The following is a 24,945-nucleotide window of genomic DNA, read 5'->3' as shown; positions in this document are numbered from 1 at the left end:
CCACTGACAACGGGCCTCCACCGGCCACGGGCCTGACGGCCGCCCCGAGGCGGCTACGCCGCTCGGCCCGAGGCGGTTACGCCGCGTCCGACGGCAGGTACGGGTGCGGGCCCGGCAGCCCCAGGTCGGACGGGAGCAGCGAGCCTATCCGGACGTCCCGCAGCGTCCCCCGGTTGAGCATCGCGGACCGCAGCACGCCCTCCATCACGAAGCCGGCCTTCTCGGCGACGGCCCGCGAGCCCGTGTTGCCGACCTCGGCGCGCCATTCGAGGCGCTCGGCGGCCAGCGCGGTGAAGACCCAGCGGGCCACGGCGGTCACGGCCTCCGTGGTGAAGCCGCGCCCCCGGTACTCCTTCGCCGTCCAGTAGCCGGTCTCCCAGATGCCGGACTGGCTGTGCGCGTTCACCGCGCCCATCAGCGGCCCCCCGCCGGCCGGGAACATCCCGAAGGTGCACATCGTCCCGGTCTGCCAGCCGTCCGGGACGAGCTGCTCGACGAAGTACTGCGCGTGCTGCCGTTCGTAGGGTGAGGGAATCGTCACCCAGCGCTGGATCTCCTGGTCCTGGCAGATCGTGTGGACCGCGTCGACGTCGTCCGGAGTCAGCGTGCGCAGCAGCAGTCGGGGGCTGGTGAGGGTGAGGGGTTCCATACTCGGATTCTGCTGTCGGAGATCGCCGGATGCGAGCACTTTTCGTATCTCACCGGCACCTTCCACGCGTTCCGCGCGTTCTTGATACGGGTAACAGCAGGCGCCTTCGACGGCGGCCCTCCCGGCGCAGCCCGGTCCTCGCTTACGATGGCCGATGCGGTGGGGTCCGCCTGCCGTGCCCGTGCCCGTGTCCATACACGATCCAGTGCCAGGCCCGACCGGCAAGGAGACCAACCTCAGTGTCCGTCTTCAACAAGCTCATGCGTGCAGGCGAAGGCAAGATCCTGCGCAAACTGCACCGCATCGCGGACCAGGTCAACTCCATCGAAGAGGACTTCGTCAACCTCTCCGACGCCGAGTTGAGGGCGCTCACCGACGAGTACAAAGAGCGCTACGCCGACGGTGAGAGTCTGGACGATCTGCTTCCCGAGGCGTTCGCGACCGTCCGTGAGGCGTCCAAGCGCGTCCTCGGCCAGCGTCATTACGATGTCCAGTTGGCCGGTGGCGCCGCGCTGCACTTCGGCCATGTCGCCGAGATGAAGACCGGCGAGGGCAAGACCCTCGTCAGTACGCTCCCCGCCTACCTCAACGCGCTGACCGGCAAGGGCGTCCACCTGATCACGGTGAACGACTACCTGGCCGAGCGTGACTCCGAGCTGATGGGCCGCGTCCACAAGTTCCTCGGACTTGAGGTCGGCTGCATCCTCGCCAACATGGCGCCCGCGCAGCGCCGCGAGCAGTACGCCTGTGACATCACGTACGGGACGAACAACGAATTCGGCTTCGACTACCTCCGCGACAACATGGCGTGGTCGCAGGAGGAGCTGGTCCAGCGCGGTCACAACTACGCGATCGTGGACGAGGTCGACTCGATCCTCGTGGACGAGGCCCGTACCCCGCTGATCATCTCGGGCCCCGCCGACCAGGCCACGAAGTGGTACGGCGACTTCGCCAAGCTCGTCACCCGGCTGACCAGGGGCGAGGCGGGTAACCAGCTCAAGGGCATCGAGGAGACCGGCGACTACGAGGTCGACGAGAAGAAGCGCACCGTCGCCATCCACGAGCCCGGTGTGTCGAAGGTCGAGGACTGGCTGGGCATCGACAACCTGTACGAGTCGGTGAACACCCCGCTCGTCGGTTATCTGAACAACGCCATCAAGGCCAAGGAACTCTTCAAGAACGACAAGGACTACGTCGTCATCGACGGCGAAGTCATGATCGTCGACGAGCACACCGGCCGTATCCTCGCCGGCCGCCGCTACAACGAGGGCATGCACCAGGCGATCGAGGCGAAGGAAGGGGTGGACATCAAGGACGAGAACCAGACCCTCGCCACGATCACCCTGCAGAACTTCTTCCGCCTCTACGACAAGCTCTCCGGTATGACCGGTACGGCCATGACGGAGGCCGCGGAGTTCCACCAGATCTACAAGCTGGGCGTGGTGCCGATCCAGACGAACCGGCCCATGGTCCGCATGGACCAGTCCGACCTGATCTACCGCACCGAGGTCGCCAAGTTCGCCGCCGTCGTCGACGACATCGCGGAGAAGCACGAGAAGGGCCAGCCGATCCTGGTCGGCACCACCTCGGTCGAGAAGTCCGAGTACCTCTCGCAGCAACTCAGCAAGCGCGGTGTGCAGCACGAGGTGCTCAACGCCAAGCAGCACGACCGGGAGGCGACGATCATCGCCCAGGCCGGCCGCAAGGGCGCTGTCACGGTCGCCACGAACATGGCGGGCCGCGGTACGGACATCAAGCTCGGCGGCAACCCCGACGACCTCGCCGAGGCGGAGCTGCGCCAGCGCGGTCTCGACCCCGTCGAGCACGTCGAGGAGTGGGCGGCCGCCCTGCCCGCGGCGCTCGAACGGGCCGAGGGCGCGGTCAAGGCCGAGTTCGAAGAGGTCAAGGAGCTGGGCGGGCTGTACGTCCTCGGTACGGAGCGGCACGAGTCGCGGCGTATCGACAACCAGCTCCGCGGCCGTTCCGGACGTCAGGGCGACCCCGGCGAGTCCCGGTTCTACCTGTCGCTCGGCGACGACCTGATGCGGCTGTTCAAGGCGCAGATGGTCGAGCGCGTGATGTCGATGGCGAACGTGCCCGACGACGTCCCCATCGAGAACAAGATGGTGACCCGCGCAATCGCGTCCGCGCAGTCGCAGGTCGAGCAGCAGAACTTCGAAACGCGTAAGAACGTCCTCAAGTACGACGAGGTGCTGAACCGCCAGCGCGAGGTCATCTACGGCGAGCGCCGCCGCGTCCTGGAGGGCGAGGACCTGCACGAGCAGGTCAGGCACTTCATGGACGACACGATCGACGCGTACATCCAGGCGGAGACCGTCGAGGGCTTCGCCGAGGAGTGGGACCTCGACCGGCTGTGGGGCGCGTTCAAGCAGCTCTACCCGGTGAAGGTCACGGTCGAGGAGCTGGAGGACGCGGCGGGCGACCGCGCGGGGATCACCTCCGAGTTCATCGCCGAGTCCATCAAGGACGACTGCCACGAGCAGTACGAGGAGCGCGAGGCGCAGCTCGGCTCGGACATCATGCGCGAGCTGGAGCGGCGTGTGGTGCTCTCCGTGCTGGACCGCAAGTGGCGCGAGCACCTCTACGAGATGGACTATCTCCAGGAGGGCATCGGCCTGCGTGCGATGGCCCAGAAGGACCCGCTGGTCGAGTACCAGCGCGAGGGCTTCGACATGTTCAACGCCATGATGGACGGCATCAAGGAAGAGTCCGTCGGCTACCTGTTCAACCTGGAGGTCCAGGTCGAGCAGCAGGTCGAGGAGGTGCCGGTGCAGGACGAGGACGAGCGCACCTCGCTGGTCAAGGAGGACGCAGTGCCGGCGGGCTCCGGCGGCCGTCCCGAGATCCGCGCCAAGGGTCTCGACGCGCCGCAGCGCCCCGACCGGCTGCACTTCTCCGCCCCCACGGTGGACGGTGAGGGCGGCGTCGTCGAGGGCGACTTCCAGAGCGCCGAGGCCGGTGGCCCGACGCGGTCCACGTCGGACGGTCTGACGCGCGCCGAGCGGCGCAAGGCGCAGAAGACGACCGGTGGCCGCCGCCGCAAGAAGTAGCCGGTAGCGGGCTCGACCACAGGGCCGGGTGCACGTCCTTCGGGGCGTGTCCCGGCCCTGTGGCCTGTTCCCGGGCCCTGTTCCCGTGCCCCCGGGTCGGATCGGGCCGGGTCAGACCCGTACGCCGCCGATCTCCACCGCCGCGCACCGCCAGCGCAGATCGGCGCCCTGCTCCAGCCGGAAGGCCATGGCCCGGACCTGCTCGCCCGCCGCGATGCTGGCGGACGCCTCGATCACGCCGCGCCGTGGCGAGAAGCCCCGGCAGGCCCTGATCACCGGCAGGGTGCCGGTCGCCCTGAGCGGGGTGCCCGGTGCGAGCAGGACGAGCTGCTCGTACGCCTCGCCGATCGTCTGGCCGAGCATCCAGTGCACCGGCTTCCGGCCGCTCAGGACGGCGAGCAGCCGCTCGGCGAAGAGCTGGTGCGGCGGCAGGTGCGGGCGCCGTCGCGGAGATCCGGTGCCGGGCCTGCGCGGGTCGCGGCGGCCCGGGGGCCGCGCCCCCGCGACCACCCGCGCCGCCGTGGCGTCCACGCTGCCGCCGGTGCCGGTTCGGTTGTTGGTGCCTGTCGTGCTCACGCAGATCGCCCCCGTTCTGCCCGACCGGTCGAATACCGATCGGTAACTTGTGTGGGCATCTTCTACGGGGCGCGGAGGGAGCATCGCAAGGCCCGTGCGCGTACGGAGCAGAGCGGGGCAGTATCACCTATCCGAGTGACGGGACCGCCGTATCGGGCCAGGCCCGGGGGCGGGACGCGGTACTCGGTGGACGCCGGGGTGCTCCGTCCGCGTCACCCCGAAGAGGGACTGGCGCACGTATCCTTAGACGTTCTTCCGGCGTTCCTCCCGGCCACGAAAGACTACGAAAGCGGTCCGCTCATGCGCGTCTACGTCCCCCTGACGCTTCCCGGCCTCGCCGAGGCGCACAAGACGGGCGAGCTGGGCCCCGGACCGCTGACCGCCTACGCGGTGACCCCGGGACTGCGCGAGTGGTACGTATCCGACGACATCGAGGAGCTGGAGTACGCGGCCCTCAACCGCGCTGCGGCGGCCTCGCTGCGCCGGCTCGCCGCCGCCCCCGACATCGCGCGCCGGCGCGTGGTCGTCGCCGTCGACGTACCGGACAGGGAAGCGGTCTCCGACCCCGACCGCGGGCTGGACGCCGCCGCGCTGGGCGAGGTGCGGATCGCCGCCGCCGTGCCGATGACCGCCGCTGCCGCCGTGCACGTCGACGCGGACGAGGCGGACGCGGATGTGACAGCGGCCGCGGCCGCGCTCGGCGCAGCCGACCACGGCGACGACGACGCCCGCTTCACCGTCGACGGCGCCGAGGACCACGAGCTGCTCTGGTACGGCGTCCAGGAGATCCCCAACCTCATCGCCTGATCCGCCCTTATCGCCTGCCCCGCCTTGCCCGGCGCGCCGCTCGCCCGGGGTGTCCGCTGTCAGACCCTGCCGGTACCGTTTTCGGCATGGGGACGCACACCACACATCTGGTCTGGGACTGGAACGGCACACTGTTCGACGACATGCAGGCGATCATGGGCGCGACCAACGCCGCGTTCGCCGAGATAGGTCTGGAGACGATCACCCTCGACCGCTACCGGGAGCTGTACTGCGTACCGGTCCCGGTCTTCTACGAGCGGCTGATGGGCCGCCGCCCCACGGCGGCCGAATGGCTGCTCATGGACGAGACGTTCCATCGCCACTACACGGAGCGGCGCGCCGCCTGCGGGCTCACCCAGGGGGTCGAGGAGCTGCTGACGCAGTGGCGGGCGGCCGGCCGCAGCCAGTCGCTGCTGAGCATGTACGGGCACGAGGAGCTGGTGCCCGTGGTCAGGGGCCACGGGATCGAGGGGCACTTCGTCCGGGTCGACGGGCGCACGGGACCCTCCGGCGGCAGCAAGGCCGAGCACATGGAGCGCCATCTGGCCGCGCTGGCCGAGGGCGGTGCCATATCCGCGGCGCGGACGGTCGTGATCGGGGACGCGCTGGACGACGCGCTGGCCGCCGAGCATGTGGGCGCGCGCGCCGTCCTGTACACCGGGGGCTCCAACAGCAGGGTGACCCTGGAGACGGCGGGGGTGCCGGTCGTGGACAGCCTGAAGGAAGCCGTGGACACGGCACTGCGCCTGGCGAGCTGAGCCGTTCGCCTTGACACTGCGCCTGGCGAGCTGAGCCGTTCGCCTCGACCGGTCGGCGGGAGCCGCCGGCCGGTCGGCGGCCGGCCGCCTCCGGGCGGTGTGCCGAGGGGGCGCGCCAGGGTCGGTGTCGCCTGTCCAGAGTGTCAAAGTTCGGGCCCGCTTTTGTACACATGCGGCTCGTGACCGCGCCCCTGTGAAGAGGGATAGCCTGGGGCCGTGATCAGCGCGATACGCCGAGGGGGCAGCGAAGCCCCCGGTGCACGCCCGGAGCGCCACAGCGTCCGGGTGATGGCTGGTCCCCCGGATCCGGACCCGAAGCCAAAATTGGCCAATAACGTCCCGGACATCTCTCATCGCGGCATAACGTCGACCCCGACCGGAAACCCCGCGTCGTGGCGTCGTGCCGCTTCTTTCACCGACGTCACGCAACGGCGCGCGACAGGAGCCAGAGAAGAACATGCAGACCAAGCTGGACGAAGCCAAGGCCGAACTGCTCACCCGGGCGGCCCGGGTCGCTGAGAACAGCCCGGCGGGGGGAACCGACAGCGGAGGCGGACCCGGCGAGGACACGCTGTTCGCCTACCTCCAGCGCTACTACCTGCACACCGCCCAGGAGGACCTGGCCGACCGCGACCCGGTCGACGTCTTCGGGGCGGCGCTCTCCCACTACCGACTGGCCGAGAATCGCCCCCAGGGCACGGCCAACGTGCGGGTGCACACGCCGACCGTCGAGGAGGACGGCTGGTCCTGCTCGCACTCCGTCGTCGAGGTGGTGACCGACGACATGCCCTTCCTCGTGGACTCCGTCACCAACGAACTCTCCCGCCAGGGCCGCGGCATCCACGCCGTGGTCCACCCGCAGATCACCGTGCGCCGTGACATCACCGGCAAGCTGCTGGAGGTCCTGCCCGGCGGTCTGCCGCCCGGGACGCAGCGCCCGCACGACACGCATGTCGAGTCCTGGATCCATGTCGAGGTCGACCGCGAGACCGACCGCGCCGACCTCAAGCAGATGACCGCCGATCTGCTGCGCGTCCTGTCCGACGTCCGCGAGGCCGTCGAGGACTGGGAGAAGATGCGCGAAGCAGCGCTGCGCGTCGCCGAGGAGCTGCCCGGCGAGCCGACCGCCGACGATGTGCGCCCCGAAGAGGTCGAGGAGGCGGGCGAACTGCTCCGCTGGCTCGCCGGCGACCACTTCACCTTCCTCGGCTACCGCGAGTACGAGCTGACGGAGGCCGACGCGTTGACCGCGGTCCCCGGCACCGGGCTCGGCATCCTGCGCGCCGACCCGCAGCACGGCGACGACGAGGACCACCCCGCCAGCCACTCCTTCAGCAGGCTGCCCGCCGATGCCCGCGCCAAGGCCCGTGAGCACAATCTGCTCGTCCTCACCAAGGCCAACAGCCGCGCCACCGTGCACCGCCCCAGCTACCTCGACTACGTGGGCGTCAAGAAGTTCGACGCCAAGGGCAATGTCATCGGGGAGCGCCGCTTCCTCGGGCTGTTCTCGTCCGCCGCGTACATCGAGTCCGTGCGCCGGGTGCCGGTGGTCCGCCGCAAGGTCGCCGAGGTGCTGGAAGGCGCGGGATTCTCCCCGAACAGCCACGACGGCCGCGACCTCATGCAGATCATGGAGACGTACCCGCGCGACGAGCTGTTCCAGACGCCCGCCGACCAGCTCAGGACCATCGCCACGAGCGTGCTGTACCTCCAGGAGCGCAGGCGGCTGCGGCTCTTCCTGCGGCAGGACGAGTACGGGCGCTACTACTCCGCCCTGATCTACCTGCCGCGCGACCGCTACACCACCGGGGTGCGGCTGCGGCTCATCGACATCCTCAAGGACGAACTCGGCGGCACCAGCGTCGACTTCACCGCCTGGAACACCGAGTCGATCCTCTCCCGGCTGCACTTCGTCGTGCGCGTACCGACCGGCACCGAGCTGACGGAGCTGACCGAGGCCGACACCGACCGCATCGAGGCCAGGCTCGTTGAGGCCGCCCGCTCCTGGGCCGACGCCTTCGCCGACGCGCTGAACGCCGAATGCGGCGAGGAGCGCGCGGCCGAGCTGCTGCGCCGCTACGGGAACGCCTTCCCCGAGGGGTACAAGGCCGACCACTCGCCGCGCTCGGCCGTCGCCGACCTCGTCCATCTCGAAGCGCTCGCCAGGACCGAGAAGGACTTCGCCCTCTCGCTGTACGAGCCCGTCGGCGCCGCCGCCGATGAGCGCCGCTTCAAGATCTACCGGACGGGCGAGCAGGTCTCGCTCTCCGCCGTCCTGCCGGTCCTCCAGCGCCTCGGCGTCGAGGTCGTCGACGAGCGCCCGTACGAGCTGCGCTGCACCGACCGCTCGCTCGCCTGGATCTACGACTTCGGTCTGCGGCTGCCCAAGAGCGGCGCGGGCAGCGCCCATCTCGCCGAGGACGCCCGCGAGCGCTTCCAGGACGCCTTCGCCGCCGTGTGGACCGGTGCGGCGGAGAACGACGGCTTCAACTCCCTCGTCCTGCGGGCGGGCCTCAACTGGCGCCAGGCGATGGTCCTGCGGGCGTACGCGAAGTACCTGCGCCAGTCCGGGTCCACGTTCAGCCAGGACTACATGGAGGACACCCTCTGCAACAACGTCCACACCGCCCGGCTGCTCGTCTCGCTGTTCGAGGCGCGGATGTCGCCGGGCCGCCAGCGCGCCGGCACGGAGCTGATCGACGGGGTGATGGAGGAGCTGGACGGAGCGCTCGACCAGGTCGCGAGCCTGGACGAGGACCGGATCCTGCGCTCGTTCCTCACCCTCATCAAGGCCACGCTGCGGACCAACTTCTTCCAGCTCAGGGAGGACGGCAAGCAGCACAGCTACGTCTCGGTCAAGTTCGACCCGCAGGCCGTCCCCGACCTGCCGGCGCCCCGCCCCGCGTACGAGATCTGGGTGTACTCGCCGCGCGTCGAGGGCGTGCATCTGCGCTTCGGCAAGGTCGCCCGCGGCGGACTGCGCTGGTCCGACCGGCGTGAGGACTTCCGTACGGAGATCCTCGGCCTGGTCAAGGCGCAGATGGTGAAGAACACCGTGATCGTGCCGGTCGGCGCCAAGGGCGGCTTCGTCGCCAAGCAGCTCCCCGACCCGGCCGAGGACCGGGACGCCTGGCTGGCCGAGGGCATCGCCTCGTACAAGATCTTCATCTCGGCGCTGCTCGACATCACGGACAATCTCGTCGCGGGCGAGGTCGTGCCGCCGACCGACGTCGTCCGGCACGACGAGGACGACACGTATCTGGTCGTCGCCGCCGACAAGGGCACGGCCAGCTTCTCCGACATCGCCAACGAAGTCGCCGTCGCGTACAACTTCTGGCTCGGTGACGCCTTCGCCTCCGGCGGCAGCGCCGGCTACGACCACAAGGGCATGGGCATCACGGCCCGCGGCGCCTGGGAGTCCGTGAAGCGGCACTTCCGCGAGCTGGGCCATGACGTGCAGTCCGAGGAGTTCACGGTCGTCGGCGTCGGCGACATGTCCGGGGACGTCTTCGGCAACGGGATGCTGCTCTCCGAGCACATCCGGCTGGTCGCGGCCTTCGACCACCGGCACATCTTCCTCGACCCCAAGCCGGACGCCGCGACCTCGTACGCGGAGCGCCGCCGGCTCTTCGAGCTGCCGCGCTCGTCCTGGGCCGACTACGACAAGAAGCTGCTGTCGCAGGGCGGCGGTATCCATCCCCGTACCGCCAAGTCGATCCCGGTCAACGCGCAGGTGCGCGAGGCCCTCGGCATCGACGAAGGGGTCACGAAGCTGACCCCGGCCGATCTGATGAAGGCGATCTTCCAGGCCCCGGTCGACCTGCTGTGGAACGGCGGCATCGGTACGTATGTGAAGGCCACCACCGAGACCCACGCGGACGTCGGCGACAAGGCCAACGACGCGATCCGGGTCAACGGCGAGGATCTGCGGGCGAAGGTAGTCGGCGAGGGCGGCAACCTCGGTCTGACCCAGCTCGGCCGGATCGAGTTCGCCCGGCGCGGCGCCGGCGGCGAGGGCGGCAAGATCAACACCGACGCCATCGACAACAGCGCGGGCGTGGACACCTCCGACCACGAGGTGAACATCAAGATCCTGCTCAACAGCCTCGTCACCAGCGGTGACATGACCGTCAAGCAGCGCAACCAACTGCTCGCCGCGATGACCGACGAGGTCGGCGCGCTCGTGCTGCGCAACAACTACGCGCAGAACACCGCCCTCGCCAACGCCGTCGCCCAGTCGCCCTCCCTCCTCCACGCCCACCAGCGCTACATGCGCCGGCTGAGCAGGGACGGACACCTCAACAGGGCGCTGGAGTTCCTGCCCACCGACCGGCAGGTGCGCGAACTGCTCAGCGCGGGCAAGGGGCTCTCGCAGCCCGAGCTGGCCGTGCTGCTCGCCTACACCAAGATCACCGTCGCCGACGAGCTGATCCACACCGGGCTCCCCGACGACCCGTATCTGCGCAAGCTGCTGCACGCGTACTTCCCCGCGCCGCTCCAGGAGCAGTACGCCGAGCAGATCGACGCGCACGCGCTGCGCCGCGAGATCGTCACGACGGTGCTCGTCAACGACACCGTCAACTCCGGCGGTTCGACCTTCCTGCACCGGCTGCGCGAGGAGACGGGCGCCTCGATCGAGGAGATCGTCAGGGCGCAGACGGCGGCCAGGGAGATCTTCGGTCTGAGCGGGGTCTGGGACGAGGTCGAGGCGCTCGACAACAAGGTCGACGCGGCCGTCCAGACCCGGATCAGGCTGCACTCGCGCCGGCTCGTCGAGCGCGGTACGCGCTGGCTGCTGGGCAACAGGCCGCAGCCGCTGGAGATCGCCGGGACGATCGAGTTCTTCGCCGAGGGCGTGGCGCGGGTCTGGGCGAAGCTGCCCACGCTGCTGCTCGGCGCCGAGCTGGAGTGGTACCAGAAGCTCCTGGAGGAGCTGACCGGTGCCGGGGTCCCGGAGGAACTGGCCCTGCGGGTGGCCGGGTTCTCGTCCGCCTTCCCGACGCTCGACATCGTCGCCATCGCCGAGCGCACCGAGCAGGACCCGCTGGATGTCGCCGAGGTCTACTACGACCTCGGGGACCGGCTGCGGATCAGCCAGCTCATGGACCGGATCATCGAGCTGCCGCGCGCCGACCGCTGGCAGTCCATGGCCCGCGCCTCCATCCGCGAGGACCTGTACTCGGCGCACGCGGCGCTGACGGCGGATGTGCTGTCGGCCGGTGACGCGAGTGCCAGTCCCGAGGAGCGCTTCAAGGCGTGGGAGGAGAAGAACGCGGCGATCCTGGGCCGTTCGCGCTCGACGCTGGAGGAGATCCAGAGTTCGGACTCGTTCGACCTGGCGAACCTGTCGGTCGCGATGCGCACGATGCGGACGCTGCTGCGCACCCACCACTGACGTGCGGGAGGCGCCCGGCACAACTGCCGGGCGCCTCCCGCTCTCTCCGGTCGGCGCTCCCGCGTCAGCGCAGGTGGAGGCCCAGTTCCTTACGGGGTCGGCCGCCCGCCCACAGCCGGCGGCAGGCCAGTGCGGCAGCGGTCAGCAGGAGCGCGTTCCTGGCCGCCACGACCGCGCAGCCGAGCGGGGTGACCGCCATGACGTCCCCGTACAGCAGCGGGAAGCCGAGCGCGCTCAGCGCCGCCGCCGGCAGCAGGAGCAGGGCCACCGGGCGCTGGGTGGTGTGCCGCGAGGTGAGGCAGACCGCCGCCAGGCCCAGCAGCCAGATCAGATACTGCGGGCTGATCACCCTGCTGGTGACGGTGAACAGCAGGACGGCGGTCAGCGCGGCGTCGAAGGGCGTGGCAGCCGTCCAGCGCGCCGCCCGCACCCGCCACAGCAGCAGCCAGCAGAAGGCCAGCGCGGTCAGCAGCAGCGCCGCCCTGGCCACGTCCGGCACCTGGGGCCCGGTGAACTCGAAGGCCCCGTACCGGTAGGAGACCGTGCCGGACCAGCCGGCCAGCTTCGCCAGCGACAGGGCCGTGCCGCCGACCGACTCGATCTGCACACCGCGGCCGTCCTGCTGCCGCAGGAAGTCCAGCGGGTGCGAGAAGAACAGCGCCAGCACCCCGAACAGCGCCAGCGCGCTGACCGCCGCCGATGTCCACACCGCGCGCGTCGTGCGGCCGGGCGCCGTGCCCAGCAGGGTCAGCACCGGCCAGACCTTCGCCAGCGCGCCGATTCCGGCGAGCGCCCCGCCGAGCCGCGGCCTCCCGCGCTGCGCCAGCAGCGCGAGGACGGCGAGCGCGGTGACCTGGACGTCGTACCGGGCGAGCGGGATGTGCAGCAGCAGCGGCAGCCCGCACACCCACAGCCAGGCCCCGGCGGCGCCGGCCCCCGCGCCCGCCTGGTCGGCCCAGGCCCCGTCGAGCGGTGACCCCGAGCCGCGCCCCGCGCGGGCGAGCGCGCAGGTGACGACGGCGTCGGCGAGCAGGGTCAGCGCGACGAACGCCTGGAAGTACGTGAACCACGGCAGCAGCGCGGGCGAGAGGAGCACGGCGCCGGCCCCCGGCGGGTACTGCCAGCTCGTGTCGCCCGAAGGGAACGCCCCCCGGCTGAGCTGCTCGTACCAGCCCCGGTAGAGGTCGTACACCTCGCCGGTCACCCCGCCGCCGCCGAGGTTGTCCTGGACGAGCAGGACGACCATCGCCGTCCTCGTCACCGCCCAGACCCCGCCGAGCGCGAGCCAGGGCCGCGCGCCGGCGGCGGGCGGCCTGCCGTCGTACCCGACGGTCAGCAGCGGCCCGAAGCCGGGCGGCGGCGCCACGGAAACGGGGAACGGGATGCCGGTCGTGCCGGTCCGACGGTTTGTCATCGACCGGCAGCCTAGACCGTTTTGTCGCTATTTCCGCTTCTTGCCCGCTCCGGCGGGCCCGCCGGTGAACTGCTCGTACGCCGCGACGACGTCCTTTGCCGGGCCGTCCATGCGCAGCGTCCCCGACTCCAGCCACAGGGCGCGGTCACACGTCTCGGTGATCGTCCTGTTGCTGTGGCTGACGAGGAAGACCGTGCCGGCCTCCTCGCGCAGCTCCTCGATCCGCTCCTTGCTGCGCTTCTGGAACCTGGCGTCGCCGGTCGACAGCGCCTCGTCGATGAGCAGCACCTCGTGGTTCTTGGCGGCGGCGATGGAGAAGCGCAGCCGGGCGCCCATGCCCGAGGAGTACGTGCGCATCGGCAGCGAGATGAAGTCGCCCTTCTCGTTGATCCCGGAGAACTCCACGATGTCGTCGTAGCGTTCGCGCACCTGCCCGCGCGACATGCCCATCGCGAGCCCGCCGAGCACCACGTTGCGCTCGCCGGTCAGATCGCCCATCAGCGCCGCGTTGACGCCGAGGAGCGAGGGCTGGCCCTGGGTGTAGATCTTGCCCCGCGACGGCGGCAGCAGTCCGGCCACCGCCTTGAGCAGGGTCGACTTGCCCGAGCCGTTCGAGCCGATCAGCCCGATGGCCTCGCCCTTGTACGCGGCGAAGCTCACCCCGCGTACGGCGAGCACCTCGCGCACCCCGGGGACGCCGCGCCGCGAGACGATCCGGCTGAGGGCCGAGGTGGCGGCGCCTCTGCCGCCCCGGGTGCCGTGCACCTTGTACGTGATGTGGACGTCGTCCACGACGACGGTCGGAATCCGCTCAGCCACGTCCGTACTCCTCCTCGGCCTTCCAGAAGTACACGAACCCGCCGACCCCCAGCAGCACCGCCCAGCCCAGCGCCAGCGGCCACACGTGCGGCGGCAGCTTGTCGGCGCCGAAGCTGCTGATCAGCGAGTAGCGCATCAGGTCGATGTAGATCGCGGTCGGGTTGCAGTCCAGGGCCACGCCGACCGCGTGCGGCACCTTGTCGATCACGTTGTCGATGCTGTACATCACGCCGGAGATGTACATCCAGGTGCGCAGCACGAACGGTGTGAGCTGCGCGATGTCCGGCGTCTTCGCGCCGAGCCTGGCCACGATCATCGACAGGCCCGTGGCGAACATGGACATGAACACCAGCGACGGTACGGCGAGCAGCCAGCTATACGTGGGGTACTGCCCGAAGGCGAGCAGGATCACGAACAGCGCGCCGAGCGAGAAGAGCAACTGCTGGAGCTGTTGCAGGGCCAGTGAGATCGGCAGCGCGGCGCGCGGGAAGTGCAGGGCCCGCACGAGCCCGGTGTTGGACGAGATGGCCCGGGTGCCCGCGGTGACGGCGCTGGAGATGAAGCTCCAGATGAACACGCCGGTCACCAGGAACGGGATGAAGTCCTCGACGTTCTTCTTGGTGCCGAGCAGCACCCCGAAGATGAAGTAGTAGACCAGCGCGTTGAGCAGCGGGGTCATGATCTGCCAGATCTGGCCGAGCTTCGCCTGGCTGTACTGCGCGGTCAGCTTCGCCGTGGCGAAGGCGGTGATGAAGTGGCGCCGGCCCCAGAGCTGCCGTGTGTAGCTGCCGAGGCTCGGGCGGGCCCCGCTGACGGACAGACCGTACTTCGCCGCCAGCGCGGCCGGGTCCAGCTCCTCGTCGGCCGTCGCCGGCCGGGGCGGGGTGGGGGGATGGGTCCGTGCGATCGTCTCGCTCACTGGAGTCGCTTTCGACGTAGCTGAGTCTTCGCGGCGACGGCCGGAGTGGCGCATGTTGCGATGGAACGGATCCGTATCGTCGCAACGCTGAGAGTAGGACGGTTTCACGTCGCAACGCAACCGTTCCGTCGTCAAGGTATGCTCAAGTCCTATGAGCCCGGACCCGCGCACCTCACGCCGCGTCCCCGCAGGAGCAGCCGTGCTCCGGGAAGACGTGACCGACGCCATCCGCGCCGCCGTCTTCGAGGAGCTGGCAGCCGTCGGATTCGCCCGGATGTCGATCGAGGGCATCGCGCGCAGGGCGGGCGTCGGCAAGACGGCCGTCTACCGCCGCTGGAAGTCCAAACTGGCGCTGGTCCTCGACCTGATGTCCGTCTTCGCCGACCAGGGGCTGCCCGCCCCGGCGACCGGATCGCTGTACGGGGACGTGCGGGCGCTGCTGGAAGTGGCCTCGCACGCGCTGCGCCACCCGGTGGCCTCGCAGGTCATTCCCGATCTGCTGGTGGAGTCGGCCCGGCACCCCGAGATCGCCGACACCATCAAGGCCGCGCTGACCGACGGCCAGCGCGGGATCGCGGCCGTCATCGTCCGTGAGGCGGTCGAGCGCGGCGAGCTGCCCGCCGCAACGGAGCCCGACCGGCTGCTCGATCTGACGGTCGGGCCGCTGTACTGGCGGCTCGTGGTGGTGCGCAACAAGCTGCCCAAGGGCTATCTCGACGACCTGGCGTCGGCGGCGGTGGCCGCGCTCAGTCGAGACTGAGCGCCTCGCGCCCGTTCTCCCCGAAGGCCGCCGCCCGGACCGGCGCTGAAGGTGCCTGGTGCGCCTGGTGCGGCAGGAACACCGGCCGGGGCGCGGGCCTGCGCTCCTCCTGCGGCAGCGGTACGGGCAGCCCGGCCGTCTCGCCGAGGAAGACATGGCGCACCACGCGCTCGGCGGCCTGCCCGTCGTCGTACGGACAGAAGCGGGTACGGAACGCCGTCCGCAACTGGCTGGAGCGCGAGCCGCGCCAGTGGTCGCTGGTGAAGATGTCGATCAGCTCGTCCTCGGTGCGGGCGACCGCGCCCGGTGAGAAGGCCCGCAGGTCGAAGTAGGTGCCGCGGGCCGCCTCGTAGGCCGGCTGGTCGTCGCAGTGGATGACGATGGGCCGGTCCAGGTTGGCGTAGTCGAACATCAGCGACGAGTAGTCCGTGACCAGCGCGTCCGACGCCAGGCACAGCGTCTCGACGGACGGGTGCGCCGAGACGTCGATGATCCTCGGGTGCGGCGCGTGCGGCAGCGGCTCGCCGTAGCCGGGGTGCGCCCGGGTCAGCAGGACGAAGCGCGGGCCGAGGCACTGGACGACGCGCTCCAGGTCGAGCGGCAGGTAGTGGCTGCGCCGGTAGTCGCGCCGGGTGGGCGCGTACAGCACTGCGGTGTACCCCTCGGGGATGCCGAGCGTCTCGCGCAGCCGCGCCACGTCGGCGGCGGTCGCCCGCTGGAAGACGTCGTTGCGCGGGTGGCCGTATTCGAGCGTCGTGAAGCTCGCGGGGAACGCCTTCTCCCGCACCAGGGTGGAGTGGCGGTTGGCCGAGAGGGAGTAGTCCCAGGTGTCCGCGTCGTCCAGGAGCCGCGCGATGTCGGCGGGCCCGGCCGCCGCCGGCCGGTCCAGCAGATCGAGGCCGACGGACTTGAGCGGGGTGCCCGGGTGCGTCTGGAGCAGGATCTGGCCGGGCCGCTTGGCCACCGCCAGCGTGGTGTTGGTGACGAGGTAGCGGGAGCGGGCCAGCGCCGTCCAGTAGCCGAAGGTGCCGGGGCGCAGCCGCCGCGTCCCGGCCGGGACGGTGTGCTGGAGCGCCGGTGCCACCAGCCAGGCGGTGCGCACGCTCGGCACCAGCTCGCGCACCTTCTCCTCGATGGCCGCCGGGTCACCCGCGTAGCCGCCGTGCGCCGCGAACACCGCGCGGTCCGAGCGGACGGGGAGCTGCCGCTGTACGCGGTAGTGCAGCCGCAGCGCCGCCGTACGGGCCAGCCGGCCGAGCCCCGCGCACAACCGCGCGGCGTGGCAGCGCAGTTGGCGCGCGGCGCGCAGCGTCAGATACGTACGGTGCGCACCGAGCCGCAGCAGCGCGTGGCGCAGCCGGGCGGCGCCCGGGGTGCGGTAGCGGCGGTGGTGGGCGCGGGCCCTGCGGAAGAACTCGGCGCTGCGTGACATCTGGCCCTCCGTCGCGGCCAGCGCCGCGAAGTGGTCGAGCATGCGGCGGTGCAGGACCGGGCGCCAGCGGGCGAGTTCGGGCCGCTCGTCGAGGAACGCGAAGACCCGGTCGTACTGGGCGAAGAGGTCGAGGTGTGTGCGCTCGCGCGCGGTGCGGTGCCTGCGGTCCCGTACGCAGACGCGGTCCAGCGTCGCGATCGTGCCGGCCGTCATCAGCACGGGGTAGGCCCAGGCGACGTCAGCGTGCCGGCCCGGCGGGAAGGCCAGGCCCTCGCGCTCGATGAACTCCCGCCGGTACGCCTTGTTCCAGGCCGCGAGCAGTGTGGTCAGCAGGGCGGGCCGGTTCGCGAGCTGGAAGGCCGCGGGCCCCTCTTCGGTGAGGGGTGCGACGACCCCGCCCCGTACGCTCTCACCCGTCCAGTACGTACGGGCGTGGTCGTGGACCAGGACGTCGGGTCCGCCCGTCTCCTTGAGCCGGTCCGTGATCGCCTGGAGCGCGCCGGGCACGAGCGTGTCGTCGCCGTCGAGGAAGATCAGGTAGTCACCGGTCGCCCGAGCGATCCCGGCGTTGCGCGCGGGCCCGAGGCCGGCGTTGGCCGGGAGGTGGACCGCGACGACCCGGCGGTCCTCGGCTGCGAACTCGTCGATGATCGCACCGCACGCGTCGGGCGAGCAGTCGTCCACAGCGATGAGTTCGAGATCGTCGTAGGACTGGGTCAGTACCGACCGGAGGGACTCCGTGAGGTACGCCTGGACCTGGTAGGCGGGGACGATGACACTGAACCGGGGCATGGCTCTGGAACGGCACGGGCGGCGGCCTGGTTACGCGCGCCATGGCATACGGGGGACCGGTCGCCCTGACCGGCCCCCCGTACTGTCACCTCTACGCGTGAGCCCTCACCCGTATGTGTGAGAGCGCGGGCGCTACTTGACGGCGCCCGCCATCACGCCGGAGACGAACTGCCGCTGGAACGCGAAGAACACGATCAGCGGGATCACCATCGACAGGAAGGCGCCGGGCGCCAGCACGTCGACGTTGTTGCCGAACTGCCGTACCTGCTGCTGGAGCGCCACGGTGATCGGCGGGTTCTTCGAGTCGGCGAAGACCAGCGCGACCAGCATGTCGTTCCAGACCCAGAGGAACTGGAAGATGCCGAGCGAGGCGATGGCGGGACCGCCGAGCGGCATCACGACCCGGGTGAACAGCCGGATCTCACCTGCCCCGTCGAGCCGCGCCGCCTCCAGCAGCTCCCTCGGTATCTCCGCGAAGAAGTTGCGCAACAGGAAGATCGCGAAGGGCAGACCGAAGGCGACGTGGAAGATGACGACACCGAACGTCGTCTCGAAGATGCCTATCTCGCCGAACAGTTTGGAGACCGGGACCAGCGCCACCTGGACCGGGACCACCAGCAGCCCGACGACCACCAGGAACCACCAGTCGCGGCCCGGGAAGTCCATCCACGCGAAGGCGTAGCCGGCGAGCGACCCGATCACCACGACGAGGAGCGTCGCGGGGACCGTGATCAGCACGGTGGAGAGCAGCGAGTTGGTGATGATGTCGTTGTCGAGGAGGTGCGAGTAGTTCTCGGTGGTGAGCTGGGTGGGGGCCGTGAAGACCTTCCACCAGCCGGTGGCGTTGATGTCCTTGGAGTCACGCAGCGAGGAGATCAGCAGCCCGATCGTGGGCATCAGCCAGAACAGGCCGACCAGGATCAGGACGACGCGCACCGCACCGCCGCCCAGCTTGGCGGCTATCCGGGCCGGGAGTGACTGCTCCGCCTTGACCACACCGTCGGTCGCGGTCATCGGCGCGTCTCCCTTCTCATGCGTCGTACGTTGAAGAGCATCACCGGGATGACCAGCAGGAGCAGCAGGACGGCGATGGCGCTGCCCACGCCGAGGTCGGCGTCCGTGCCGAACGACGAGCGGTAGAGCTGGAGGGCCAGCACGTTGGCGTCGTCCTGCGAGGAGCCCGGCGCGATGATGAAGACCAGGTCGAAGATCTTCAGCACGTTGATCATCAGGGTGACCATGACGACGGCGAGCACCGGCGCCAGCAGCGGCACGGTGATCCGGCGGAACACCTGCCACTCGTTGGCCCCGTCGACCCGCGCCGCCTCCAGCAGCTCACGGGGCATGCCCGCGAGTCCGGCCGCGATCAGGACCATCGCGAACCCGGCCCACATCCACAGGTAGCTGCCGATGATGGCGGGGGTGACCAGATTGGGCCCCAGCCAGTCGACGCCGTTGTAGGGCTCGCGGAAGTTGGAAGCGGGCAGCCGCAGTTGGGCGCCCGCCGCCGAGTCGGGGAGGCTGAAGGTGCCGTTGTCGGCGGCGGTGGCCGTCGCGACGACCTTGCCGTCCTTGACGGCCTCCACCTTGATGCCCTTGAGGCCGAGTTCCTTGCTGTCGATGATGTTGGGCTTGCCGCCGCCACCGGGGGTGAAGTCCAGCCAGGCCGTACCGGTGATCCTGCCGTCGGCCGGCTTGGCCGCCTCCGCGGGCTTCGCGTCGGACGGCATCTTCGCCGGCACCACACCCACGAGCGGGAGCTGGACGGGACTGCCGGCCTCGACCGGCTGCTTGGTGATGAACGACCCGCCGCCGCCCGCCTTGAGCGGATGGACCGGCAGCGGATGCGCCTTGGGGTAGCCGGCCGACTCGGCGAACGTGTCGTGCACGCCCACCCAGACGGCGTTGGCGACACCGCGCGCCGGGTCCTGCTCGTAGACCAGCCGGAAGATGATGCCCGAAGCGAGCATCGAGATCGCCATCGGCATGAAGATGACCAGCTTGAAGGCCGTTCCCCAGCGCACCCGTTCGGTGAGCACGGCGAAGATCAGCCCGAGGGCGGTGGCCACGACGGGCGCCACGATCACCCAGATCACATTGTTCTTGACCGCGGTCAGGATCGTGTCGTCGGTGAATATCTCCACATAGTTGTCGAAGCCCGCGAAGGAGCTGCCGGACTTGTCGAAGAAGGACCGGTAGACCGAGTACCCGATCGGGTAGACCACGAGCGCGCCGAGCAGCACCAGCGCGGGCAGCAGGAAGCCGACCGCGATCGTTTTACGTGTGCCTGTCACGCTCTTACGTTTGCCTCCGCCGGAAGGCGCCGGCTTCTCGCCGACGCCTTCCGTGACCACAGCAGTCATGCCGTCAGCTCTTGAACGCCTTGGCCGCGTCGGACTCCAACTGCTGCTGGGTCCCCGCGACGTCCTTCGGGTTCTTCAGGAAGTCCTGCAGGTCCTTCCACTCGCCCTTGCCGGGCGTACCGCCGAACGACTGCGGCATCTGGTCGGACATGTCGAAGCGGAAGTCGTCACCCGCGTCGATGAGCGCCTTCGCGATGCCCCGCTGGACGTCGTTCGGGTAGGCGGCGCCGTCCAGCGCCTTGTTCGGCGACACGAAACCGCCGGCCTCGGCCCAGATCTTCGCCGCGTCGGTCGAGGCGAGGAAGGTCAGCAGCGCCTGCGCGCCCTTGGAGTCCTTCAGGATCACGGCCGCGTCGCCGCCGGTGACCACGGGCGGCGTGGTGCCGGCCGCGGGGAACGGGAAGATCTTCGCGTCCGTACCGACCTTGGCGTCGGTCTCCGCGACATTCGCCCCGGCGAAGTCGGCGGCGGCGACCATGGCCGCCTTCGGCGTGTCACCACCGGTGAAGGTCTGGGTGACCGAGGCGGGGAACTCCGTCTGCAGCGCGCCGTCGGCGCCGCCGGAGATCAGACTCGGCTTGCCGAAGAGCTGGCCGAGCGTCGTCAGCGCGTCCTTGACCGAGGGGTCGGTCCACTTGATCTTGTGCTGGGCGAGCTGGTCGTACTTCTCGGGCCCCGCCTGGGAGAGATAGACGTTCTCGAACCAGTCCGTCAGGGTCCAGCCGTCGGCGCCCGCCACCGAGACCGGGGTGACACCGGAGGCCGAGATCGTCTCGGCCGTCGAGAGGAACTCCTTCCAGGTCTTCGGGACCGTGGCGCCCGCGTTCTGGAAGGCCGCGTCGTTGTACCAGACGAGCGACTTGTTGGCGGCCTTGAAGTACACGCCGTACTGCGTGCCGTCCACGGCGCCGAGGTCCTGCCAGCCCTTGCTGTAGTTCTTCGCCAGCTCCGCCTTGGCCTCGGGGCCCGCGGGCTTGACCCACTTCTTCTCCACGGCCTGCTGGATCGCCCCGACCTGCGGGAGCATCGCCAGATCGGGCGGGCTGCCGCCGGCGATCTTCGTACCGAGGAAGTTCACGATCGGGTCCTGCGCGGGCACGAAGGTGACCGTCGCGCCCGTCCTGCTCTGGAACTCCTTGAGGACCTTGGTGAAGTTCGCCTGCTCGGGCCCTGTCCAGACCGCGGCGATCTCCAGCTTCACGCCGTCCAGTTTCGGCAACTGGACGCCCGCGGCCGACGGCTCCTTGCTCGCGCCGGCGCCCGAGTCCTTGCCGCCGCCACCGTCGTCGTCCGAGCCACCGCACCCCGTCAGCGCCACGGCGCCTGCGGCCACCAGTGCCACTGCCGCTCTGCGGGTGCCAAGAGCCCTGCTTGTCTTGCGAGTTGTGCGCATTACTTCCCCGTCTCTCCCGTGCGCGTACGAATCTACGCATGCGGAACCGGCGTTGCCGTCGGTCCGTGCCGACAGTCCTACGCCGGGTACCCAGGGGCCGCAATACTGTGCCCGCGGTCAACTCGATGATCGTAATGGGCTCGTGACGTGGCTCGACGCGCCGTTCGACCGCGAATACTGCGGTGGACGACAGCCTTACCCGGCGATCTTCACGGATGGGCCGGGGTCAGCGGTGCGACCGGCACCGCGTCGACCGAGCGGGCGGCCCGCTCCAACGCGCTGGCGAGCAGGGCGAGATCGGTCGGCCCGTTGCCCAGCTCCCGGACCGGGCGGCGGGTCGGTGGATCGCCCATGCGCTCCCACTCCAGCGGCAGCACCGTGGGCCGCAGGGTGGCCGTACGGGGAATCCGGCCGGTGACCCGGCCGCCCTGGAACGGGACCACCCGGCCGTCCGGATAGCCGAGCCTGCCCCGGCCGGGCGCCGGGTCGTCAGGCCCTGGAGCGGTGGGCGGCGCGTCCAGCACGGCCCGCAGCCGGGTGCGCTGCGCGAGGTCCGTGTCGCTCGTCCGGTCCGGGGAAGCGGAAGCCGCCACCAGATGCACCCCGAGCCGCTCACCGTCCCTGGCGACCGCCTCAAGGGCCCGTACGACGGAACCGGCGGCCGGCCGGCCGGGGCTGCCGAGCGCGGGCGCCACCAGCGCGTCGAAATCGTCCACCAGGACCACGAGCCGGGGCAGCGGGGTGGCCGCGCCCGAAGCGCCGGACTGCGCGGGCGCCGTACGGCCCGAGGTCGTCCTGAGCCGCATCGTGCTGCCCGAGCCGGGCGTCTCGACATCCCCGCGCTGATCGCTCGGCGGGCGCTGCCCGATCATCCGGTCGGAGACCGCACGGCCTGTGTGCCACTCGGCGAAGTCGAGATGGCCCAACAGCTCGGCCCTGCGCTTCAGTTCGGCGCCGAGCGCCTGCGCGAACTCCCGCATCCGCAGCGGGTCGGAGGCGATCAGATGCTCGGTGACATGGGGGAGTTCGGTACAGACCCCGAGCCCTTCCCCGCCGCGCTGGCCGCCCGCACCGTCCACCAGCAGCAGACCGAGCCGGTCCGGCCGCCCGGCCGCCGCCAGCGAGGCGGCGACCGAGCGCAGCAGTTCCGTACGGCCGCTGCCCGCCGGGCCCTCGATCAGCAAGTGCGGGCCCTCCACGGTCAGATCCACGCTCACCGGGCCGCGCGGCCCGGCGCCCAGCACCGCCGTGCAGTCGCCCGTACTGTCGGCGGCCGAGGCCCAACGCGCCATCAACGACGCCGGGGTGGCCCTCGCGAGCCCCAACTCGTCCAGCAACCGGGCGGATGGGGGCAGCGCGGCGGCCGGACTCCGGTCGTGCGGCCCCGCGGTCGTCCGCAGCGGGGCCAGCGCGCGGCCGAAGCGCTCGGCCCAGGCCGGCGACACCGCGTCCACCACAGCGACCGTCCCCTCGCCGCCGCCACGGCCCACGGCGGCCGTACGCAGCAGCCGCAGCGCCGTCGCCACATCGCCGCTCAGCAGCGCGACCGTCCCGCACTCGCGGAAGGGCAGCGAGGCGGCGCACGCCGCCTCGTAGGCGGCCGAGATCGGGAAGAGGGACGAGGCCGCGGGGGTCTCGGCGAGACAGACCAGATGGATGCCGACGGCCGAACCGGCGCCGGCCAGCCGGGCCGTCGCCTCGCGCAGCGCGGCGGAGCCGGGATCGCCGTCGACGACCAGGACCGTACGGGGTCCGCTGTACGCGGCGGCAGCCTCGGCCACCGCAGCGGGCGGCGCCGATGCCCAGCCGGGGCCCAGCGGTCCGTCGTCGAGACGCCGGGACAGCTCGGCCGTCCTGGCGGCGGCCTGGTCCCGGTCGTAGGCCAGCAGCAGCCGGCAGTCCTGGCCGTGGGCGGGCCGCAGATGCGGCAGCCAGCCGAGCCAGCCCCACTCAGCGCGATGCTGCTCCACGCTCCTGACCCGGTCCGTGCTGATGAGGACGATCTCCAGATCCGACGGCGAGTGCAGCGCGGCGAGCTGGGCCACCACCGACCGCGCGAGGCCGGTCAGCCGCTCCCTCGGCCCGGCGAGACCGAGCGACCCCGCCGTGCGCAGCCCGGCCGTCACCGGCGCGGCGGCCGCCGTGCCCTGCTCCCGCCCGTCGGCCGTGCCGAGCCGGACGACGAGCGCCTCCGGGTGCCGGCTGTCGCGCTCCCAGAGCCGGGGCCCGGGGCCGAGCGCCGTCAGCAGGATCTCGGCCGGATCCGGCCACAGCTCCGCCCGGCGCACCGGACCTTCGGGGGCGGGCCGCCGGGGGCCCGGCACCGCTTCCGGTACGTCGTCACGGCCGCCGGCCAGCCGCCGCGCCCAGGCGCCCAGACCGCCGCGCCGCCTGGCCGCCGCTTCCGACAGCTCCGTGCCGCGCGTGGGCGTGCCCTGCCGGCGCGAGCCCGGGTCCCTGCTGTGCGACTGCGCGCCGTCGGCGGGATCCGCCGGGTCGGCCGCCGCCGCTCTGCCGTGCGCCGGGGTGCCGTCGCCCGCCCGCGGGTCCGGGATGCGCGGCTCGGGCGCCCGGGGGGAGCCCGGCGCGCTGCCGTACTGCCCGGTGTGCGGCCCGGTGTCCCTGCTGCCGGTGTCCCAGCCCGACGTGTCCCTGGCCGCCGCGTCTCTGGCCGCCGCTTCTCTGGCGGCGGCGTCCCTGGTGGCCGCCGAGAAGTCGGCGCCGCCGCCGTGGGTCTCGGTCGGGGATCCGGGGTTGAACGCCGGGACCGTACGCCCGCCGCCATGGCCGCCCGGCGCCGGTGCGACGCCCTGGGCCGCCTCGGACCCGTACGGCGGGCGGCCCTGCCGGGCCTTCTCGTCGGCAGCGGGCCGCGCGACGCGCAGATGCCCCTCGCCGTCGGGGGTGGTCGGCAGCGCGACCGCGCGCTCGCCCCTGGTGAGCCGCAGCGCGGACTCGCCGAGCCGCAGCAGCGCGCCGGGCGGCAGCGGGACCGGCAGCCGGCCCACCTCGACACCGTCCAGCGCCGTGCCGTTCGTGGAGCCGAGGTCGGCGACCGAGATCGTGCCGTCGTCGGCGACCGTCACCGCGCAGTGCAGCCGGGACACGTCCGGGTCGTCCAGCGGGACGTCGGCGTCGGCCGAGCGGCCGATCCTGATCTGCCCGCCGTGCAGCAGATGGACCCCGCCCGCGTCGGGCCCCGCCACCACATGGAGCTGGGCGGGCGCGGACCCGGTCGGGATGTCGTCGTCGCCCGGGACCTGGAGCGAGAGCACGGCCCCGTCGATCAGCGGCGGCTCGCCCAAGGCGCAGCGCTGCCCGTCGAGCCGCTCGCGGCCCGCGTAGAGAATGACCGAATTCGACGCGTCAGGACCCGAGACCGCGGTGGCGAGCGCGGACGCGACGGCGGCGAGCGCCGTACCTGCGGGGGCGGTGACGAGCACGTCACACACCTGCCCGACAGCGTGGCCGCTGCGCGGCGCGAGGACGGTCAGCCGGATCTGCATCGCCGTCAGCGGTCCCTTCTGCGCGGGGTGCGCGGCAGGGGAACTGCCCTGTGATTCCCCCCACCACGCACGGACGCGTCGTCCGGTACAGGTCGGCACGTCCGGTGTGATCCCCGACTCCACCCGTCACGTGCTGGGGGCATCCTCGCACCTGCCACTGACAACACGCCCGGGGGCCACAATTAAGTGATCTTGATTGGTCGGCTGTGGGTGCAAAAGTGCCTGCTTGGGATCATCCCTGTCACCCTCGGAACTGCCGTTCGGCAACCATTCGAGCGGTGTCGGCGTCTT

Annotated in this window: 15 protein-coding genes; 5 read left to right on the top strand and 10 right to left on the bottom strand. The window is 71.0% G+C overall.

Annotated elements, in window-relative coordinates:
- Window positions 1-76: 76 nt before the first annotated feature.
- Window positions 77-649 (bottom strand): GNAT family N-acetyltransferase, encoded by a 573-nt coding sequence (locus ACZ63I_RS16560; RefSeq protein ID WP_469339191.1) that lies wholly within the window; start codon window positions 647-649, stop codon window positions 77-79.
- Between the two features lie 239 nt (window positions 650-888).
- Here ACZ63I_RS16560 and secA point away from each other — a divergent pair, with 239 nt between their 5' ends.
- Window positions 889-3,720 carry a preprotein translocase subunit SecA gene (secA, locus tag ACZ63I_RS16555; protein WP_469339189.1) on the top strand — a complete coding sequence of 944 codons (2,832 nt, stop codon included), beginning with the start codon at window positions 889-891 and terminating at the stop codon, window positions 3,718-3,720.
- 111 nt (window positions 3,721-3,831) lie between these two features.
- On the opposite strand, the gene ACZ63I_RS16550 is transcribed toward secA, so the two are convergent.
- Window positions 3,832-4,230 carry an Rv3235 family protein gene (locus tag ACZ63I_RS16550; RefSeq protein ID WP_469339262.1) on the bottom strand — a complete coding sequence of 133 codons (399 nt, stop codon included), beginning with the start codon at window positions 4,228-4,230 and terminating at the stop codon, window positions 3,832-3,834.
- A gap of 366 nt (window positions 4,231-4,596) precedes the next feature.
- Here ACZ63I_RS16550 and ACZ63I_RS16545 point away from each other — a divergent pair, with 366 nt between their 5' ends.
- The 3 genes from ACZ63I_RS16545 to ACZ63I_RS16535 all read left to right on the top strand — a co-directional run bounded on the left by ACZ63I_RS16545 (window position 4,597) and on the right by ACZ63I_RS16535 (window position 11,256).
- A complete protein-coding gene (locus ACZ63I_RS16545; protein ID WP_469339188.1) occupies window positions 4,597-5,103 on the top strand; it encodes a DUF6912 family protein in 507 nt (168 codons plus the stop codon).
- Between the two features lie 86 nt (window positions 5,104-5,189).
- Window positions 5,190-5,861 (top strand): HAD family hydrolase, encoded by a 672-nt coding sequence (locus ACZ63I_RS16540; RefSeq protein WP_469339186.1) that lies wholly within the window; start codon window positions 5,190-5,192, stop codon window positions 5,859-5,861.
- Between the two features lie 457 nt (window positions 5,862-6,318).
- Window positions 6,319-11,256: an NAD-glutamate dehydrogenase gene (locus ACZ63I_RS16535; protein ID WP_469339185.1), complete on the top strand. Its 4,938-nt coding sequence runs from the start codon at window positions 6,319-6,321 to the stop codon at window positions 11,254-11,256.
- 64 nt (window positions 11,257-11,320) lie between these two features.
- Here ACZ63I_RS16535 and ACZ63I_RS16530 read toward each other — a convergent pair whose 3' ends face one another.
- The 3 genes from ACZ63I_RS16530 to ACZ63I_RS16520 are packed head-to-tail and all read right to left on the bottom strand — an operon-like array spanning window position 11,321 to window position 14,462.
- Window positions 11,321-12,670, bottom strand: a complete 1,350-nt coding sequence (locus ACZ63I_RS16530) for a glycosyltransferase family 87 protein (RefSeq protein WP_469339183.1) — start codon at window positions 12,668-12,670, stop codon at window positions 11,321-11,323.
- Window positions 12,671-12,697: 27 nt separating this feature from the next.
- Window positions 12,698-13,489 (bottom strand): ABC transporter ATP-binding protein, encoded by a 792-nt coding sequence (locus tag ACZ63I_RS16525; RefSeq protein WP_469339182.1) that lies wholly within the window; start codon window positions 13,487-13,489, stop codon window positions 12,698-12,700.
- Complete coding sequence (locus ACZ63I_RS16520; RefSeq protein WP_469339181.1) at window positions 13,482-14,462, bottom strand: ABC transporter permease; 981 nt, start codon at window positions 14,460-14,462, stop codon at window positions 13,482-13,484. The genes ACZ63I_RS16525 and ACZ63I_RS16520 overlap by 8 nt, the downstream gene beginning before the upstream one ends.
- A gap of 97 nt (window positions 14,463-14,559) precedes the next feature.
- Between ACZ63I_RS16520 and ACZ63I_RS16515 the strand changes: the two genes are divergently transcribed.
- Window positions 14,560-15,168, top strand: a complete 609-nt coding sequence (locus ACZ63I_RS16515) for a TetR/AcrR family transcriptional regulator (RefSeq protein WP_469339179.1) — start codon at window positions 14,560-14,562, stop codon at window positions 15,166-15,168.
- Here ACZ63I_RS16515 and ACZ63I_RS16510 read toward each other — a convergent pair.
- From ACZ63I_RS16510 to ACZ63I_RS16490, 5 genes are all read right to left on the bottom strand, one after another.
- A complete protein-coding gene (locus ACZ63I_RS16510) occupies window positions 15,155-17,392 on the bottom strand; it encodes a bifunctional glycosyltransferase/CDP-glycerol:glycerophosphate glycerophosphotransferase (protein WP_469339178.1) in 2,238 nt (745 codons plus the stop codon). The two genes, ACZ63I_RS16515 and ACZ63I_RS16510, sit on opposite strands and share 14 nt — an antisense overlap.
- 132 nt (window positions 17,393-17,524) lie before the next feature.
- Complete coding sequence (locus tag ACZ63I_RS16505) at window positions 17,525-18,406, bottom strand: carbohydrate ABC transporter permease (protein ID WP_469339177.1); 882 nt, start codon at window positions 18,404-18,406, stop codon at window positions 17,525-17,527.
- Window positions 18,403-19,755, bottom strand: coding sequence for a carbohydrate ABC transporter permease (locus ACZ63I_RS16500; protein WP_469339176.1), 1,353 nt, complete (start codon window positions 19,753-19,755; stop codon window positions 18,403-18,405). The genes ACZ63I_RS16505 and ACZ63I_RS16500 overlap by 4 nt, the downstream gene beginning before the upstream one ends.
- A gap of 4 nt (window positions 19,756-19,759) precedes the next feature.
- Window positions 19,760-21,148 carry an ABC transporter substrate-binding protein gene (locus tag ACZ63I_RS16495; RefSeq protein WP_469339174.1) on the bottom strand — a complete coding sequence of 463 codons (1,389 nt, stop codon included), beginning with the start codon at window positions 21,146-21,148 and terminating at the stop codon, window positions 19,760-19,762.
- A gap of 209 nt (window positions 21,149-21,357) precedes the next feature.
- Window positions 21,358-24,654 (bottom strand): FtsK/SpoIIIE domain-containing protein, encoded by a 3,297-nt coding sequence (locus ACZ63I_RS16490; RefSeq protein ID WP_469339173.1) that lies wholly within the window; start codon window positions 24,652-24,654, stop codon window positions 21,358-21,360.
- Window positions 24,655-24,945 lie beyond the last annotated feature (291 nt).

The sequence above is a fragment of the Streptomyces sp. NPDC087906 genome, assembly GCF_055584925.1.
The sequence above is the reverse complement of the archived record's forward strand: the minus strand, read 5'-3'. Positions and strand labels throughout refer to the sequence as shown.